This is a genomic window from Hoylesella buccalis ATCC 35310 (assembly GCF_025151385.1).
In the GTDB taxonomy this organism is placed as follows: domain Bacteria; phylum Bacteroidota; class Bacteroidia; order Bacteroidales; family Bacteroidaceae; genus Prevotella; species Prevotella buccalis.
This window is the reverse complement of record NZ_CP102287.1, coordinates 2,762,933-2,782,048: the sequence shown is the minus strand read 5'-3', so window position 1 is coordinate 2,782,048 and position 19,116 is coordinate 2,762,933. Positions and strand designations below refer to the sequence as shown.

The window sequence follows — 19,116 nt, the reverse complement described above, 5'->3', positions numbered from 1 at the left end:
AAAACAAAGAAACAACCCCAGAACCCATCCAACAAAAAGAAAAAATGGAAGCAAAAACATTCGCAGCAATTGACATTGGATCGAACGGTGCGCGCCTGTTAATCAAGCGTTTTGATGACAGTGCGCCCCAATTTGAGCGCTTTAAACGGGTGATGTTCATCCGCATTCCCCTGCGATTAGGCAAAGACGTGTTTACATTAGGCAAGATTTCGAAAGACCGCGCCACGATGATGATGCGCATGATGAAAGGCTTCAAACAGTTCATGCTGCTCTACCAGGTGGATCAATACCGTGCCTGTGCCACCGCAGCCATGCGCGATGCAGACAATGGGAAGAAGGTAATGAAAGAGATTGAGCGTGAGACGGGCATCAAACTGGAGATTATTCGGGGCGAGGAAGAAGCACGACTGCTTTGCAACAACATCATTGAACAAACCAATAGTCAAACGGGTAATTTCGCATACGTAGACGTGGGAGGCGGCAGTACCGAGATTTCATTGCTGCATGATGGTGCACTGGCCGAGAGTCATTCATTCGATATGGGTACCCTGCGCATGCTCAGTGGCAAGGTAACCAACGCCACCAAGCATCAGATGCGGGGCATGTTGGACGAGTATGCCGAACATTTTCCTGACACGCAGATTATTGGTTCGGGCGGCAACATCAACAAACTTTTCAGGCTGACGCACGGCAAGAACGACGAAAAGCAAATGAAAGTGGAGGAATTGAAGGAAATATACGAGGCACTTTCTAAGCTCAGCGAAGAAGAAAGGAAAGAAAAGTACGGTTTGAAAGACGACCGAGCCGATGTTATCATACCTGCTGCGGAAATCTTCCTGATGGTGGCCAAGGCCTTGAAATGTGACACCATCTATGTACCCAACATCAGTTTGGCCGATAGCATTGTCGACGGTTTATACCGTGAGTACTGCCAAACAAAGTAGAAAATCATGCGATGCAGACTATAACGGGGCTTGGTACCAGTGGGGTATCAGCCCCCGTTCGTTTGTCATCAATGTGCGGTTGAGGTGCAAATGATTATTCGACAGCACATTCTCGGAATAACTTCGAAACATTATTTTAATGCAAAATAATCGTAATAAATACATGTTGTGTCAATTATTTTTTGTTAATTTGCAATAAGTATCATAAAACACGGAACAAGATGGGAAAAGAAAAAAAAGGTGGCAAACGCATGTCCAAAAAGCAATTGGCTGAAAAGCTGGAAGGGTTCTTTACAACACAACCGGAAAAAACATTTAGTTATAAAGAGATATTCCGTACGCTCAAGCTGAACACGCATCCGCTAAAGATGCTCGCCATCGACCTGATGGAAGAGATGGCTTGGGACGATTTCTTGACAAAGGTGTCTGACCATTCATACCGCCTCAACCAAATGGGACAGGTGGTGGAAGGGATTTTTCGGCGCAAAGGTAATGGGAAAAACTCGTTCATCCCCGATGGAAGCGACAAACCCATCTTTGTTTCAGAGCGCAACTCGATGTCGGCACTCAATGGTGACCGCGTGAAAGTGTCGCTCATGGCGCGCCGTCAAAAGCACATCAAAGAAGCACAGGTCATCGAAATACTACAACGTTCGCGCGATCAGTTCGTCGGTAAACTGCGAGTTGAAAAGAACATCGCCTTCCTGGTGACACAGGAGAACTTGTTCGCCAACGACATCTTGATTCCAAGAAACAAGCTGAAGGGCGGTCAAACCAACGACAAGGTGGTGGTGAAAGTGAGCAAATGGCCCGATGAGAATCATAAAAACATCATAGGAGAGGTTATCGACGTGCTGGGCAAGACTGGCGATAACGATGCGGAGATGCACACCATCTTGGCGCAATACGGCTTGCCTTACAAGTATCCAAAGGCAGTTGAAGAGGCTGCGGAGCGAATCAGTGGCGAGATTACCCCACAGGATTTGGCTGAAAGAGAAGACTTTCGACAGGTGTTCACTTGCACGATTGACCCTAAAGATGCCAAGGATTTCGACGATGCCTTGTCTATTCGTGAGGTAAGCAAAGGCATTTGGGAGGTTGGTATCCACATTGCTGACGTAACACACTATGTTACCGAAAATTCCATCATCGACAAAGAGGCGCAGAAACGTGCCACATCCGTGTATCTGGTAGACCGCACCATCCCGATGTTGCCCGAACGATTGTGCAACTTCATCTGCTCCCTTCGCCCCAATGAAGAGAAACTTTGCTACAGCGTCATCGTGGAGATGGACGTCGATGGATTCATTCGGAGCCAGCGTATCGTGCATACTGTCATCAAGAGCAATCGCAGATATGCCTACGAAGAGGTGCAACAATTGCTTGAAGACAATGGTGTGGTAGACGGAACGGGGCAGCCTGCACCGGCACCACACAAGGGTGGATACAAGGGAGAGCATGCTAAGGAGCTGATTATGCTGGACGCCTTGGCCAAGAAGTTGCGTGAGGAACGCTTCAAGAACGGTGCGGTGAAGTTTGATTCTGAAGAACTTCATTTCGATGTTGATGAGAAGGGTAAGCCCGTACGCTGCTATTTTAAACGTTCAAAAGATGCCAACAAGCTGATTGAAGAGTTTATGTTGTTGGCCAACCGCACCGTGGCCGAGAGCGTAGGAAAGGTGAAAAAGAGTGCTAAAGCCAAGACTTTGCCTTACCGTGTACACGACAATCCCGACCCACAGAAGCTGGAAAACCTAAAAGATTTTATCGTGAAATTCGGCTATAAGATGAAAACGGCAGGGACAAAGGGACAAACTGCCCGCAGTCTTAATCGTCTGATGGAAGCCGTTGACGGCACGGATGAACAGAAACTCATACAGACCGTCGCTCTCAGAGCGATGATGAAGGCGAAGTACACCATTTATAATATAGGACACTTTGGCTTGGCTTTCGACTATTACACACACTTCACGTCGCCCATCCGGCGTTATCCAGACATGATGGTTCACCGCCTGTTGACACGATATGCAAAGGGTGGCCGCAGCGCCAACAAGGACTATTACGAGCGTTTGTGCGAGCATAGTTCTGACATGGAGCAGGTGGCAGCCAATGCCGAGCGTGACTCCATCAAGTACAAGATGGTGGAATTCATGGGTGAGCATATCGGTGAAGAGTTTGATGCGCACATCAGTGGCATCCAAAGCTATGGTATCTATTGCGAAATCGACGAGAATCATTGCGAGGGAATGGTACCCATGCACGATTTGGATGACGACTATTACGACTTTGATGAGAAGAATTATTGTCTCGTTGGCCGTCGACACCATCACAAATACCAGCTGGGAGATCCCATCAGAATTAAGGTGGCACAGGCCAATCTGGAGAAGAGACAACTCGACTTCACACTGGTCAACTAATCATTTATCCATCAAATCGAAGAAAAAAGTAGACTTATCAATTTTGTTTAACTAATTTAATCATTCAATGAATCTCACCAATAAAGTACCAATGCAGTTGCTTGCATGGCTGTTGTGCTTTCTTCTGGTTTCCCCAACTCATGTAGATGCGAAGAACATCAAGGTCATAGAGACCAACATACCCCAACGTCCTGCCGAACAAAAGGACGTGCTACTGCTCACCACACCTAAGTTACAAACGGTTCGCGTGGGCTTTGTTGGATTGGGAATGCGCGGGGTTAGTGCCGTAGAACGATGGAGCCAGATTCCTGGAACGGACATCGTGGCGCTCTGTGACGTAGAGGCCGACCGTGTAGAGCTTAGCCAGAAGAGGCTTGATAAGCACGGACGACACCACGCTGTGGCCTATAGTGGCAGTATAGATGCATACAAGAAGATGTGCGAACGCAAGGACATCGACATCATCTACATCGCAACCGACTGGGTTCATCATGTGCCAATAGCACTTTATGCCATGAACCATGGAAAGCATGTGGCCATTGAGGTGCCTGCTGCAACCAATTTGAAAGAAATCTGGGCATTGATCAATACGGCTGAACGCACACGGAAGCATTGCATGATGTTGGAAAACTGCGTGTACGACTTCTTTGAGTTGTCCACCCTCAACATGGCACAACAAGGTCTCTTCGGTGAGGTTTTGCATGTAGAAGGTGCCTACATCCACAACTTAGAGGACTTTTGGGGCGAGTATTGGCACAACTGGCGAATTGATTTCAATCGCAAGAATCGAGGGGATGTTTATCCTACTCACGGCATTGGCCCTGACTGTCAGGTGCTAAATATTCATCGTGGAGATCGCATGGAATATCTCGTTGCCATGGATACCAAAGCGACTATCGGCCCAAAACTCGTTGAAAAGCAGACCGGAAAACCTTGTAACGACTTCCAAAACGGCGACCAAACCTCAACATTGATTCGCACTGTCAAGGGGAAAACCATGCTCATTCAGCACAATGTCATGACACCACGTCCCTACAACCGCATGTATCAGGTGGTTGGAACCGATGGTTATGCCAGCAAATATCCTATTGGCGAACTGGCTTTCAGGCCCAAACAGTTGGCTACCAACGAGAAGATTAGTCACGAAAACCTCACGGCTCATGCTGCAGTAGCAGAGAAAGTTCGTGACGAGTTGCTGCAACAATACACGCCACAGTTTGTCAAAGACCTTCAAGAGAAAGCCAAGAAGGTGGGTGGACACGGCGGCATGGACTACATCATGGACTATCGTTTGGTTTATTGTCTACAGAATGGACTTCCGCTCGACATGGATGTGTACGACTTAGCCGAATGGTGCTGTCTGGGAGAACTCACCAGATTGTCTATCGAAAACAATTCGGCACCAGTCGCCATACCCGACTTTACGCGTGGAGCTTGGAAGCGTATTAACGGCTTTCAATATCATTTTGCTCCATAAAAACCCCTCAAAAAGCCTCGCTAAGAATTGATTTTTATAATATGGGATATATCGATAAAAGTTTGATGGAGGGCGAACGTGTTGTTTACCGCCCACGACTACACTCGGCTATTTACTGGCGTTCGGCATCGTTGGCCGTCCTTGGGATTCTCTTGTTGGTCTTTCCAACGGAGGGAACTCTTTTCCATCTTCAAATCGCAGCTTGCCTGTTGCTCGTGCTATTCGCCGTTCTGGGTTCTATATCAGCAAATGGAGGACGGCAGTATGCACTGACCAACAAGCGCATTATCGCAAAAAAAGGTATCATTGAGCGCAACTCTTTGGAGTTGATGCTCCGCAAATGCGAAGGCGTGCAAATCAAACAATCCATGTTAGGGCGCATCTTCAACTACGGTACCGTCTATGTAACAACCGGAGAAGCAACCAACAGTTTCGAGTATATCCAAGACCCCATCGTGTTCAGCACGAAGATTCATCAGATGATAGACGCACTGAAAGCATCTGAATAAAGGCTCCCTGCATGGCATCTGTACGCTTACTGATGTCGTGCATGCCACTAAGGAGGGGCATAAACCCATGCCATTAGGTGGATGTCCCGCTTTTTATGCGTTTCAATCAGCATGTGGAAGATTTTTTGTACCTTTGTAGCCCAAAACCATAGACAATGAAGAAGCTTTACATCGAGACATACGGATGCCAAATGAACGTGGCCGACAGCGAGGTTGTTGCATCGGTCATGCAGATGGCGGGGTATGAGATATGCGACAAGGAGGACGAGGCTGATGCCATTTTTCTGAATACCTGCAGCGTCAGAGAGAATGCTGAAAACAAGATATATAACCGACTTGACTCGCTTCACGCAGAGCGAAAGACGGGCAGAAACCTGATATTAGGCGTGTTGGGCTGTATGGCCGAACGGGTGAAAGACGATTTGTTGAATAACCATCACACCGACTTGGTGTGTGGACCCGATTCGTATTTGAACCTTCCCGACATGATTGCGCAAGCTGAAACGGGCAACAAAGCAATCGATATAGAACTCTCAAAGACCGAAACCTATAAGGATGTGGTTCCTCAACGGCTTCTTTTAGGCAAGATAGGAGGCTTCGTAAGCATCATGAGGGGATGCAACAACTTCTGCCACTACTGCATCGTACCCTACACAAGAGGTAGAGAAAGGTCGAGAGACGTGGAGAGTATCTTGCGCGAAGTGCGCGACCTGCGCGACAAGCACTACAAGGAAATTACGCTGTTGGGGCAAAACGTCAACTCTTATTGTTTTACCATTCCCGAACATTTGTCGGCAACAGGCGAAACAATTCCGGCAGAAACCATTGATTTTCCAAAGCTCTTGCGCCGTGTGGCACACGAAGTTCCCGGCGTACGCATTCGCTTTACCTCGTCGCACCCTAAGGACATGAGCGACGATACGCTGCGCGTGATTGCCGAAGAGCCTAATGTTTGCAAGCACATTCACCTCCCAGTGCAGAGCGGTAGCAATAAGATATTGAAGCTGATGAACCGCAAATACACCGTTGAATGGTACATGGACCGCATCAATGCCATTCGCCGCATCATTCCCGATTGCGGCGTTTCTACCGATATGTTCGTGGGCTATCATGGCGAAACAGAAGAAGATCACCAACAATCGCTGGCCTTGATGCGTGCCGTTGGTTACGACTCGGCTTTCATGTTCAAATATTCCGAGCGTCCCGGCACCTATGCGTCTAAGCATTTACCAGACAACGTGTCCGAAGAAGAGAAGATACGACGCCTGAACGAGATGATACATCTACAAACAGAACTAAGCGCCGTCTCTAACAAAAAGGACGAAGGCAAGGTTTTTGACGTGCTGGTAGAGGGCTTCAGCAAACGCAGCAGGGAGCAGCTTTGCGGCAGAACGGAGCAAAACAAGATGGTGGTGTTCGACAAAGTAAATCACCATATCGGTGAAACCGTGCGTGTGCGCATCGTCGGCAGCACATCAGCGACGTTGTTTGGAGAGGCCCTGTAAACTACCAATCGCTACATTTTTTATTCCTTATTGAGAATAAAAAAACATACAAATATCATATACGAAACCGCCCTACGATGAAGTTGAAAGTATAAAATATTTACTTATGAAAAGAAAAATATATCTGGTATTAGAAGTCATTTTCACTTCTCTTTGTTGTTTTCTTTTGTATTTTATAGGTTCACTCTTGCTAGACCACCTATTAGATATAGAGTTTTCACTTAAAAACACGCTTATTTCTTCTACGGGGTTTGCACTACTTTGGGCTTGCATCAGCGCATATAAAATAGCCAAAAATGGTTATTACCTTAGACGACCTCGTAAGAACAATACTCCCCAACAGGAAAAACTATAATAAATGAATCGGCATGACACACTACATGAGGTGTCATGCCGATTTTGTAAGGTTGCCCCAACGACAAACTATCTATTCAGCTTCCACGTCACCCCGTCTTTGGTGTCTTTCACCTCAAACCCATTTTCTGCTAAAGCGTCGCGTATTTGGTCGCTTGTAGCCCAGTCTTTCTCAGCCTTGGCCTTAGCTCTGAGTGCCAGAACCATGTCAACCACCTTGCCGTAAGCCGCCTCGCGCGCATCGTTGTTACTTCCCTTCTCGCTCTTAAGACCAAGCAAGTCGAAGGCGAATAGCCGCATCACATCCTTCAGTTCGGTAAGGTCTTCCGCATTGATGCTGCCTTTGTGGTCGAGCAGGGAGTTGATAGTGTGACACGCTTCAAACAAGTTACTGATGACGGTTGGTGTCTGCAAGTCATCATTCATCGCCTCATGGCACTTCTGGCGTAAAGTCACAACCAGTTGATGGGTAGCCTCATCCGATGTGGATGCTGCCTGAATGCGCTCCAAGTCGTTGATGCCGTTCATCAAACGTTCCAACCCTTTCTCACTTGCCTGTAAGGCTTTGTTCGAGAAGTCGACGGTACTGCGGTAGTGGGCCGACAGGATGAAGAACCGAATGGTCATGGGCGAATACGCTTGCGTCAAACGTTCATGCGTGCCATGGAAGAACTGTTCGAGGGTAATGAAGTTGCCCAAACTCTTTCCCATCTTCTTTCCGTTAATGGTAATCATGTTGTTGTGCATCCAATAGCGCACCATCTGGTCGCCCTGACTGGCTACGGCTTGTGCAATCTCGCACTCGTGATGCGGGAAAACCAAGTCCATTCCGCCGCCGTGAATATCAAAGTGATTGCCCAGATACTTACGTCCCATGGCCGTACACTCACAGTGCCAACCGGGGAACCCATCGCTCCACGGACTGGGCCAGCGCATGATATGTTCGGGCATGGCACGCTTCCACAGTGCAAAATCCACTTGGTTGCGCTTCTCGTCTACACCATCCAACTCACGACTGTTATTGATGACGTCGTCTAAGTTGCGCCCCGACAGGATGCCGTAGTGATGGTCTTTGTTGTACTTCTCTATGTCGAAATACACCGAACCGTTGCTCTCGTAAGCGTAACCATTCGCCATGATTTGTTTCACCAGCTCTTCTTGCTCTATGATGTGTCCCGTGGCATGTGGCTCAATGCTGGGACGCAGCACGTTCAGCGCATCCATGGCCGCATGATATCGGTTGGTATAAAGCTGTGCTATCTCCATCGGTTCGAGCTGTTCCAAGCGGGCCTTCTTCTCTATCTTGTCATCCCCCTCATCGGCATCGTGTTCCAAATGACCTACGTCCGTGATGTTACGCACATAGCGCACCTTATACCCCAAGTGCTTGAGATAACGAAAAAGAATGTCGAACGTAATGGCCGGGCGCGCATGTCCCAAGTGAGGATCACCATAAACTGTTGGGCCACACACATACATACCCACGTTGGGGGCATGCAGTGGTTTGAAAAGTTCCTTCTTGCGGGTCAACGTATTGTAGACAAAAAGTTTTTGTTCCATAAGTCAATCGTGTTGATATCTATTTGCAAAGTTACGACATTTCAGCAAAAGAGCAAAAGAGTGTGAAACAAAAAGACGGAAAAAGAAAAGCCGAGTCCGTTCAACTTTGCATGCTGATGCAAACGAACAGGCAAACAGCAGCATGCTAGCCGCCGCCGTTTGGCTCACAGCTTTCAAGGCTGGTTCTATAAATTAGCTTTGTTAGATTTTGAGCTTATTTTTGAGGTCAAAATGCAAGAGAGTGAAGGAGTGTAGCGAGCTACACGACTGAACGAACTTACATTTTGAACCAAAAAGAAGCCAAAAGATAACAAAACGTATTTCATAAACATTTAATGACTATGTGCGGTGGTAATTTATAGAACCAGCCTTAAATCACGCCGTACCGTTCGAGTGCGTTCTTCACACCATCTTCGTCCACCGACGTGGTGACGTAGTCGGCCACTTTCTTCAATTCAGGCACACTATTGCCCATCGCCACGCCAACGGCGGCTTGCTCAATGATGGAAATGTCATTGCCGCCATCGCCAAACGCCATCGTCTCTTCCATCGAGAAGTCCAGGTGACGGGCCATGGCATGCAGTCCCTGCCCCTTGTCGGCCCATCGTGAAGTGACGTCAGTAAACTCCGGATGCCAACGGCCGGAGAGGCATCCAGTAAGTTTTTGCATGAGTGCTTCTTCTTGCTGCGGCGTGATGAACGGACTCATTTGCAGGATGGGTTCTTTAAGAATCTCATCGATAGTGACCCCTTGCTCAAAGGCTTTCACTTGCAGCATGTCCACGAAGATGCGTCGAAACTTCTCGTCCGGCTGGTAAATACACAGGTTCTTAGTACCCACCAGCACGCAAGAAAAACGTTGTCGGGTGGCTTCTTCCACCATCGTTTCAACGTCGTTCGCGGGGATGGCGTGCAAACAAACGTCCTCGTTGTGGGCAAAACAATAGGCTCCATTGGCCGTGATGTAGCCGTCTATCAAATGTTCGATGTCGCCCAAAACGGTGATGAGCGGTGTTGGACGACCCGTAGAGATATATATTTCCACGCCGTTTGCCTTTGCTCTTTCCAGAGATTCTGTGGTTGAGGCGGGAATCTTGTGGGTTTTAAAACTCACCAACGTACCGTCGATGTCAAAAAATAAAGCTTTTATTTTGGGTTGTTTCATCAAAAATCAATATTGAACAGTGGGAAAATAGATCACGACACATACCCTTATAGTATATCTATGACAATTCACTTGCAAAGGTACTGCTTTCCGAAAACTATCCGAAAAATATTTCGTTAACATTCAATAATCGACCAACTTACATGATTATTGCAAGGAAAAACGTATCTTTGCCAAAGATAGGCTGCGCCTCAACAAAGCAAACAAGTTTCCTTTGTCTTCGGCTTGCGCTATTTTTTCCAAAAACACAACATAAGAAAAAACGATGAAACAGATTATCAGTCACCTCACCGACAACGATGCTTATACCTTCAGTTGTCAATATTACGTCCTGCAGAAGTATCCTCGCGCAGAGGTTGAGTACACTTTCTTTGACCGCAACGACACCGTTTACCCAAAGGGATTCACCGCTTTGGTGGAAGAACAGCTGGGCTACATGCCACAAGTGATGATTACATCGGAGGAGATTGAGTTCATGAAGAAAAAGATGTATTACCTTCCAAAATGGTATTTCACCTTCCTTCGTGGCTATCGCTTCAATCCTCACGAGGTCACCGTGTCGCAGGATGAGCAGGGGCATTTGGACATTACGGTGCGTGGCAAGTGGTATTCGGCCATCATGTGGGAAATGCCTATCCTCGCCATCGTATCTGAGTTGATGCACAACCTGCGTGGAGAACGTGACGCATACGACCCGAAACGCGAGGCTGAGCGCACCCGACAGAAAGCGATTGAAATTCTTAAGAATGGCCTGGTGCTGGGAGATATGGGCACGCGGCGGCGCTTCTCGTTCGATCATCACGACATGGTGTTGCGCGTGATGAAGGAGGTGTACGAGCAAGGTGGCTACGATGACGACGACGGACACCACCGCTGGTCGGGCAGATTCACGGGAACCAGCAATGTTTACCTGGCCATGAAGCACCATCTCACGCCCATTGGCACCATGAGCCATCAGCTCATCCAGTTCGAGGAGAACGTCAGTGGTGTCTTTGAATGCAACTTCAACGTAATGAAAAAGTTCAGTGACGTGTACGATGGCGATAATGGCATCTATCTGTACGACTGCTTCGGCGACAAAGTGTTTTTCAACAATCTATCCAAACGCATGGCGATGATGTTCGTAGGACTGCGCGTGGACAGTGGCGATGAGAATGAACAGACCGACAAAATCATTGAGAAATATGAGAGTCTGGGCATCAACCCGGCAACCAAACAGGTGGTGTACAGCAACGGACTGGACATTGAGAAGGCCATCCGGATACACAAATATGTCGATGGACGCATGCAAGACAGTTATGGCGTGGGTACCTTTCTGACCTGTGACGTAGCGAATGCCGAACCCATGAACATCGTCGTGAAACTTACGCGCAGCAGAATCACCGAGAAACGCGAATGGCACGATTGCGTTAAGCTGTCGTGCGACAAGGGCAAAACCACAGGGGATGCTGAAAAGTGCGCCTATCTCTTGCGGCAGATAGGATAGCCTTTCTTGCTTGACGAATAAAGAAACCCATATAAAATGAGGTATGTCAAATGGCTGACACACCTTTTTTGTTTTGCGGCAGATGACAACTGAAACCATCAATACAGGTTCACTTGAGAAAACCCAGCAGGTAAACCTCAAACAACTGGCTATCAAAAGATTATAACAAAGAAACAAGTTTGTCAAAGATATGAAAATACATGGGTGTCCAATCTCATTGAGTTTGGCCGCTAAAGTCAATGGGTTTGAACTCCAAAGTCAATGAGTTTGGCAGGTAAAGTCAATGCGTTTAAAATGCAGGGGAATATCATGTTTTTTTCAGCTGAATGGTTATGCATTTGCAAATTCACTTTTTTCGTCCAAACGACTGCGTTCATTGCGTGCGAACAAGGTGATCCCTTTCACTCTTGACATGGGTTGTTGAAACAAATGCAGATACTTGTTTTTAACAGTCATCAATCTTTCTTCCAAGAGAGAGCCGTGGCACAACAAGCCGTTTTTTATCCGAACAAGCTGATTATTCGGAAAAATTGTCTATTTTTGCAGCGTAATTACAACTTTTCAATGAGCATTCTAATCACTGGTGCATCGGGTTTCGTCGGCAGTCATCTTGTTGATGAAGCCTTACAACGGGGTATGGAGGTTTGGGCGGCTGTCAGGCCATCCAGTTCACGTCGATACCTCCAGGATGAGCGCATTCACTTCATCGAGTTGGACTTTTCGTCGGAAGAGAAATTGGTTCAACAGCTCGAGGGGCAAGCTTTCGACTATGTTGTTCATGCCGCTGGCGTCACCAAATGTGTTCATCCGGACGATTTTCACCGTGTCAACACCGAAGGAACCCAGCACTTGGTGAACGCCATTCTAAAGCTGAAGATGCCCATCAAGCGATTCATCTACATCAGTACGCTGGGTGTGTTTGGCGCCATCAGAGAACAGAAACCGTTTACCGAAATCAACGAGCACGACACTCCCCTACCCAATACGGCGTATGGCAAAAGCAAACTGGAGGCCGAACGCTACCTCGATTCCATTGGAAACGACTTTCCATACATCATTCTTCGGCCAACAGGCATCTACGGTCCACGCGAAAAAGACTATTTCCTGATGGTTAAAAGTATTGCACGTCATCTGGATTTCGCAGCTGGCTTCAGTCGGCAAGACATCACCTTCGTGTACATCCTCGATGTGGTTCAGGCCGTATTTCTGGCCATCGACCGCGGCATGAGTGGTCGCAAATACTTCCTCACCGACGGAGGTGTATACCAATCTGACACTTTCAGCGACCTCATCCGCCAAGAGTTGGGCAATCCTTGGTGCGTGCGCCTGAAAGCACCGCTATGGCTCTTGCGCATCATCACAGCGTGTGGTGAACTTGTAGGCAGAAAAACGGGAAAGCCCATTGCGCTGAACAATGATAAATATAACATTCTACGGCAACGGAACTGGCGCTGCAACATCGAGCCAACCATGGACGAGCTGGGGTATCATCCACACTACAAATTGGAACAAGGTGTGAAAGAAACCGTGAAGTGGTATTGCGAGAATCACTGGCTTTCCAGCAAAGCAGCCCCTAAAAACTAATGAACGCATACTGATGAAATATTTCTTTTCTGAACTATTCTCCATCGAGAAGAAACCCAAGCGCGGGCTCTTACCTATCGAGTGGGCCATGTTTGCCTACATGGGGTTCACCTTTCTGATGATATTCTTCACCTACACCAAGCTGGTCAACCCACATTCGATGATTATCGGGCGCATACAAGTGGGCGCCATGACATTGGCTTTGTGGGGAGTATACCGTCTGCTGTCTTGCCGTCTGACGCTCTCCGCCCGCATCTTCGCACAGATGGGACTGCTGGCATGGTGGTATCCAGACACCTACGAACTGAACCGAGTGCTGCCCAATCTTGACCATATTTTTGCCAGTTGCGAGCAAGCCATCTTTGGCATGCAGCCGGCATTGGTCTTTTCCCAGGCGTTTTCGTCGCCCATTTTCAGTGAACTGATTGATCTTGGCTATGCCTCTTTCTATCCGATGATAGCCCTTACCGCTCTTTTTTACTTTGTGTGCCGGCAGAAAGAATTTCAGCGTTGCACTTGGGTCCTCGTCGCATCATTTTTCGCTTACTATGCCATTTATGATTTATTGCCCGTCGTTGGACCTACATTTTACTTCAAGGCCATCGGACTGGAGAATGCGGCAAGAGGAATATTCCCAAGCGTGAACGACTATTTCAACTATCATCAAGAATGCCTGGTTAGTCCGGGTTATCAAGAAGGACTGTTCTATCACTTGGTGGAAGATGCCAAAGCGGCAGGCGAACGACCCACGGCAGCCTTTCCAAGTTCACACGTAGGCATCGCCACGGTATGCATGTTGTTGATTGGACACACGCGTAACCGCAAGCTACTCTGGCTGTTGGTGCCCTTCTATGTGTTTCTTTGCCTCGCCACGGTGTACATCCAGGCCCACTATGTGATAGACGCCATTGCCGGATTCATATCGGGTGTTGCCTTTTACTTTCTTTTCATGTTCTTGGGAAAAAAAGTAAAGTGACGAGTGGAACATGACTTCTTGAATGATAACATTGCACGACCGAATTTCGAACGCCATTCTTTTACCCTCTAACGTTAATGTAGTTGGGCTTCAAGGTATTGAATGGAAACATGGCGGCATTACAAGTTAAACCAAAATTAAAGTATATTAAAAACGGGATGAGAGGAATCTTTTTGTTACCTTTGTATGATTTATAAGCCGTTGTCACAAAAAATGATAGGTGGACGAAGATTAGGTTCACATCATTTGTCCGACAGCATATTTAAGAACACCTTTGCTGCCTATTGGCAGCAAAGGTATAACCAACATGAATAATGAAGAAAAAAAAGTTTATAAAACCAGCAATAGAGGTTTATCAACTCTCTGCTGAAGTGCTTCAAATGATCACAGCCACTATCACAACCAAGGATATTGAAGAGGGAAATGATAATAGTATCGAAGAGGATGAGAATGAAACGCCTTCGCCCAAAGACCCATTTACATTACCCTAACGCCAACAAGCGTAACTGACCGTCAAATACACGGCGTAATCCAGTTTTTAACAAATACAATAAGAAAACAATGAATAATACAAGTAAATTACTTTCAGCATTCATCCTGTTGGTTACAGCCATGTCGCTAATGGGGTGCCAGGATCAAGATTTCGAACAGGAAGTAAAAACATCAAGCAATACAACCGGTACCTATACATACCAGCTTTCAGTGGGAACTGACCCCGCAACACGATCGTTAAAAGGTGGACAACCAGGGGCAGATGGAAAAGCCGAACCCATACAATCGTATTGGAGCAAACAAACCGACCAGTTGATAGCCTACACTTACAGTTCTAAGAACGACAGACCAACATACGACGTTTTGTCGGCTGTACAAGACGGACAGCAAACATCAGGTTTTACAGGTACGATAGTTACCACGTCAACTGTTAGTAAAGGAACCAGCATTTTCCTATTCTATCCGGCGAGCGCCGCAGTAGATGAAAATCAAGAGAACGGGAAAGAAGTAGATAGGCGAGAATATAAAGGCAAGGTTCTTTATCCGTTAGAATCATCTTCTACAAGCTCTGGTGGGTCATCATACAATATAAGATTGCCCGGAGACTATGTCGATGGCAAATTAAGTGGATACAGCTCAGCATTGATAAATGAAGAGCTTGGTTATAATTTAAATAGCTATCATAAAAATCAAACGAACATTTCACGTAACGTGCACTTGGACATTTCATCTCAGGATGGAACCATTGAAACCATTGGGAAAAAATTTGACTTTCAATACGCAACAAAAAGTGTAGAAAAAGTTTCTAATGACAACGTTCAGGTGGGACGTGTCACCATGAAACACTTGATGGGAATGCTGGGAATAAGATTTGCTACTCCTGATGGCAACATACTTCAGGCAAAGGAGATTCAAGGCGTCTATATCTCCAACGTAAAGTCACTTGCTGTATTCGACCTAATTTTTGGAAAATTTGATGATGGTGGAATGAACGACTATACGACGAATATCATGCTGGATTTAAGAGGTTATCCAGCAACTACCACTAACCTCAAGAACTATATTTACGCATCATTGTTTCCTGGGACATACAGCAATGTACGCATCATTGTTGTAACGAAAGAGAACAAGTGCTATGAAAAGACATGGAAAACACTGAAAGTAGAAGCTGGCAAAAGGATTCTAAACAACGTGTTGTTTACAAAGGAAATCAAAGCCGATCAACCTTTTGTAGAAGTGGCTGGCGTGAAATGGGCTACGGGCAATTTCATAACCGATGCCGACGGGAGTAGCAACGGACGCATTGCACCTGAACAATGGACTATTTCAAAGAATTATATAGTATGGGATAACCTGGGAAAATTGGCAAAAACAGTTCATGATGTATTTGACTATACTCCTCAATTTGTCGATCATCATCCATTTAATAAAGATTACCAAAATCTCAATAAAGACATTGTTTACAACAGTACGAAGACCAACAACGGCACCACTTATTATCGCATACCGACACTTGATGATTTCGTAGCTTTGATAACCAAGGCACACATAATTCCCGCATACTGCCTTGATGCTGGAGGACGCAAAATCTATGGCGTTTACTGTTACGATACCAACTCCATCACCCCTCTCTTCAGAAGGGAAGTTAGTTACCAGGAACTGTATAAATTCAATAACGTAACAGGGTTGGTCAGAGCGAACAAAGGATTGTTCTTACCCTATTCTGATTTGTATAAGAGAAATACCACGACAGCCGCTCTTGGTACTTACATGGCTACACAATTGTCACAAAAAGGAAAGTTCAATAGTTATTACTACTTCTTTTTTGGCTATGAGTATGAAAGTAATTGGATGCTCACCGATGATAATAACGCTGATAAGCGAATAGCTGCGATCCGTCCAGTATATGTAACACCCACAAAGCCCTAAAAAGCAAGTAAAAAAGTAAGTATAAAGCGAAGAGGCAAGGTGCTAACAATCTCGCGCACCTTGCCTCTTCGCATATAGATTAAGGCCGTATTGCCTTAGTAGGTGATGATTCCCAGCCAGCGCAACACGTCATTGAGGTTGGCCACGATCATCAAAAGCAGCAAGATACCAATGCCGATGTATTCGGCACGAATCATGAATGTCTCACTGGGTTTGCGGCGAGTAATCATCTCGTACAACAGGAAGAGCACATGTCCACCATCCAACGCGGGGATAGGAAGAATGTTCATGAAGGCCAAGATGATGCTGAGGAAGGCCGTCATGAGCCAGAACATGTGCCAATCCCATACGGGTGGGAACAGACTTCCGATAGCACCGAAGCCTCCTAACGACTTGGCACCATCAGCGGTAAATACATATTTCATGTCGCCTACATATCCAGCCAGTACATGCCAACCGTATTTGGCACCAGCCGGGAAGCTCTCGAAGAAGCCGTATTCTTTCTTGGTGGGTTGATAATACGAGTAAATGCTCGTCATACCCACGCCCAAAAGCAAATCTTTGCTCAGCACAACCTGCGCCGTATCGGCTTTCGAGGCACCCAGATGCATGAATGCGATGGATGCCGTTCGAATCTTCATGCTGTCTTGCGGGGTCTTGGCAGCCATGAGTTGATCGTTCAACACGCCTACCTCGTCTTGGAAAGCGTTCCAAGAATCAACTGGCTTACCATTGATGGCGACGATGCGATCACCCTTTTTAACACCGGCTTTAGCCGCTGCTCCATCAGGCATGACGCTGTCTACATCGGCCAATACAAACGGTGTGACGAAGCGAGGGGTGCTCTTCAGCATGGACAACAGGTTCAGGTCGCCAGGCAAGTTGATGCTCATGTGCTTCCCATTGCGGATGATGTCGACCCGTTTGGCGGTAGACAAGTCGCGATAAACGTCGGCGTTGAAGTCCTTGAACGCACCTTGGTCGGTACCCACAAGGATGTCATGGTCTTGAAATCCATACGACTTGGCCTCTTGATTGAAACGCATTCCGTGGGTCATGTCCTTGACCTGCACATACGATTCACCCCAATAAAATAACACCATGGAATAGATAAAAAGAGCCAAGAGAAAGTTGACGGTTACGCCACCAATCATGATGAGCAGGCGTTGCCATGCGGGTTTGGAACGAAACTCCCACGGTTCGGCCGGCTTTTTCATCTGTTCGGTATCGAAACTCTCGTCTATCATACCCGCTATTTTACAATAACCGCCCAAGGGAAGCCATCCCATACCATAGGTGGTGTCGCTATGTTTGGGTTTGAAACTGAACAAATGGCCCTTCCACTTGCCGATGCCGACATCGAAAAAGACAAAGAACTTTTCAACTCTTACACCGAAGAGCTTGGCAAAAAACATGTGTCCGCCTTCGTGTAAGAGGACCAATAAGGAGATTGCCAGCACAAACTGGAGCAACCTGATTAAGAATATTTCCATTTCTATTTGATGAGTTTTCGGAGCTAAAAGGAGCTTGATAGTAAGCACAAGCACCCTGGTATCTCCATAATCATTTTGTAATTAATTCGTTAGCCATACGGCGAGCCATCGCATCTGTCTCGACATAGGTTTCAAAGGTGGGTGCCGCATCGAAAGCAACACGCTCCATTGTTTTCTCTATAACGTCAGCCATGTCCAGATAAGTACACCGTCCTTGTCGGAAAGCCTCATTCACCACCTCATTGGCAGCATTCACCACACAGGGCATGTTGCCGCCCTGACGGATGGATTCATAGGCCAGCGCCAGACATTTGAACTTCGTGAAGTCGGGCTCAAAGAACTCCAAGGGCTGATGGAACAAGTCCAAGCGAGCGCCATCTAGATGCAATCGCTTGGGAAACGAGAAAGCATATTGTATCGGTAGACGCATGTCTGGCACGCCGAGTTGCGCCTTGACGCCGCCGTCTACGAACTGAACGGCGCTGTGGACGATGCTCTGCGGATGAATCAACACCTGTATTTTTTCCGCTGGAACGCCAAAAAGCCACTTGGCTTCGATAACCTCGAAACCTTTGTTCATCATCGTTGCCGAGTCAATCGTAATCTTGGCACCCATCTCCCACGTTGGATGTTTGAGCGCATCAGCAGCGGTAACGTCCTTCATCTGCTCCAGCGTGAACGTTCGGAAAGGGCCCCCACTGGCTGTCAGCAATATCTTTTCAATCTCGTTGTCATCTTCACCGACCAGAGATTGGAAGATGGCACTGTGTTCAGAATCGACAGGTAGAATAGGTACATGATACTGTTGAGCCAACTTGCAAATCAGTTCACCCGCCACGACAAGCGTCTCCTTGTTAGCTAAACACACCTTTTTGTGCGCCTTGATGGCCTGAATGGTTGGCGAAAGCCCTGCAAATCCAACTAATGCCGTAAGCACCATGTCTATCGGTTCGGCCTGTACGATTTCATCAAGCGCCGCCTTGCCCGCATAAACCTTCACCTCAGGACAGTCATCCAACAACCGACAGAGCGGTTCGTACAGACTTTCATTGGCGATAACCACCGCAGCAGGCTTGAACTTTCGGGCTTGCACAGCCAGTTCTTCATACCGGTTGTTGGCGGTGAGACAATAGGCTTCATACAAGTCGGCATGCTGCTCAATGACATCGAGTGCTTGTGTACCGATGCTGCCTGTTGAGCCTAATATACATATTTGTTTCTTCAT

The 19,116-nt window shown here is 46.9% G+C and carries 14 protein-coding genes; 10 read left to right on the top strand and 4 right to left on the bottom strand.

Annotated elements, in window-relative coordinates; translation table 11 throughout:
- Positions 1 to 44: 44 nt before the first annotated feature.
- The 5 genes from NQ518_RS11435 (at position 45) to miaB (ending at position 6,852) form a co-directional block, all read left to right on the top strand.
- Positions 45 to 944 (top strand): Ppx/GppA phosphatase family protein, encoded by a 900-nt coding sequence (locus tag NQ518_RS11435; protein ID WP_040563452.1) that lies wholly within the window; start codon positions 45 to 47, stop codon positions 942 to 944.
- A gap of 221 nt (positions 945 to 1,165) precedes the next feature.
- Positions 1,166 to 3,361 carry a ribonuclease R gene (gene rnr / locus NQ518_RS11430; RefSeq protein ID WP_227961798.1) on the top strand — a complete coding sequence of 732 codons (2,196 nt, stop codon included), beginning with the start codon at positions 1,166 to 1,168 and terminating at the stop codon, positions 3,359 to 3,361.
- Between the two features lie 91 nt (positions 3,362 to 3,452).
- The gene (locus tag NQ518_RS11425) at positions 3,453 to 4,838 is read left to right on the top strand and encodes a Gfo/Idh/MocA family protein (protein ID WP_227205328.1); all 1,386 of its coding nucleotides are present in this window, start codon (positions 3,453 to 3,455) and stop codon (positions 4,836 to 4,838) included.
- A 41-nt stretch (positions 4,839 to 4,879) separates the two neighbouring features.
- Positions 4,880 to 5,347 (top strand): PH domain-containing protein, encoded by a 468-nt coding sequence (locus NQ518_RS11420; RefSeq protein ID WP_227205228.1) that lies wholly within the window; start codon positions 4,880 to 4,882, stop codon positions 5,345 to 5,347.
- Positions 5,348 to 5,502: 155 nt separating this feature from the next.
- Positions 5,503 to 6,852 (top strand): tRNA (N6-isopentenyl adenosine(37)-C2)-methylthiotransferase MiaB, encoded by a 1,350-nt coding sequence (gene miaB / locus NQ518_RS11415; RefSeq protein WP_227205230.1) that lies wholly within the window; start codon positions 5,503 to 5,505, stop codon positions 6,850 to 6,852.
- A gap of 423 nt (positions 6,853 to 7,275) precedes the next feature.
- Here miaB and cysS read toward each other — a convergent pair whose 3' ends face one another.
- Together cysS and NQ518_RS11405 are read right to left on the bottom strand one after the other, a co-directional pair.
- A complete protein-coding gene (gene cysS, locus NQ518_RS11410) occupies positions 7,276 to 8,766 on the bottom strand; it encodes a cysteine--tRNA ligase (RefSeq protein WP_227205232.1) in 1,491 nt (496 codons plus the stop codon).
- Between the two features lie 370 nt (positions 8,767 to 9,136).
- Positions 9,137 to 9,931 carry a Cof-type HAD-IIB family hydrolase gene (locus NQ518_RS11405; protein ID WP_227205234.1) on the bottom strand — a complete coding sequence of 265 codons (795 nt, stop codon included), beginning with the start codon at positions 9,929 to 9,931 and terminating at the stop codon, positions 9,137 to 9,139.
- 265 nt (positions 9,932 to 10,196) lie between these two features.
- Between NQ518_RS11405 and pncB the strand changes: the two genes are divergently transcribed.
- The 5 genes from pncB to NQ518_RS11380 all read left to right on the top strand — a co-directional run bounded on the left by pncB (position 10,197) and on the right by NQ518_RS11380 (position 16,398).
- Positions 10,197 to 11,417: a nicotinate phosphoribosyltransferase gene (pncB, locus tag NQ518_RS11400; protein ID WP_102696193.1), complete on the top strand. Its 1,221-nt coding sequence runs from the start codon at positions 10,197 to 10,199 to the stop codon at positions 11,415 to 11,417.
- Positions 11,418 to 11,981: 564 nt separating this feature from the next.
- Complete coding sequence (locus tag NQ518_RS11395; RefSeq protein WP_227205236.1) at positions 11,982 to 13,001, top strand: NAD-dependent epimerase/dehydratase family protein; 1,020 nt, start codon at positions 11,982 to 11,984, stop codon at positions 12,999 to 13,001.
- Between the two features lie 13 nt (positions 13,002 to 13,014).
- Positions 13,015 to 13,977 carry a phosphatase PAP2 family protein gene (locus NQ518_RS11390; RefSeq protein ID WP_227205238.1) on the top strand — a complete coding sequence of 321 codons (963 nt, stop codon included), beginning with the start codon at positions 13,015 to 13,017 and terminating at the stop codon, positions 13,975 to 13,977.
- Between the two features lie 314 nt (positions 13,978 to 14,291).
- Positions 14,292 to 14,468, top strand: coding sequence for a hypothetical protein (locus NQ518_RS11385; RefSeq protein WP_227205240.1), 177 nt, complete (start codon positions 14,292 to 14,294; stop codon positions 14,466 to 14,468).
- 70 nt (positions 14,469 to 14,538) lie between these two features.
- Positions 14,539 to 16,398 (top strand): hypothetical protein, encoded by a 1,860-nt coding sequence (locus tag NQ518_RS11380; protein WP_227205242.1) that lies wholly within the window; start codon positions 14,539 to 14,541, stop codon positions 16,396 to 16,398.
- A 95-nt stretch (positions 16,399 to 16,493) separates the two neighbouring features.
- Here the strand turns inward: NQ518_RS11380 and rseP are convergent, their stop codons facing one another.
- Complete coding sequence (rseP, locus tag NQ518_RS11375) at positions 16,494 to 17,891, bottom strand: RIP metalloprotease RseP (RefSeq protein WP_227961800.1); 1,398 nt, start codon at positions 17,889 to 17,891, stop codon at positions 16,494 to 16,496.
- Positions 17,892 to 17,961: 70 nt separating this feature from the next.
- Complete coding sequence (locus NQ518_RS11370; RefSeq protein ID WP_227205247.1) at positions 17,962 to 19,116, bottom strand: 1-deoxy-D-xylulose-5-phosphate reductoisomerase; 1,155 nt, start codon at positions 19,114 to 19,116, stop codon at positions 17,962 to 17,964.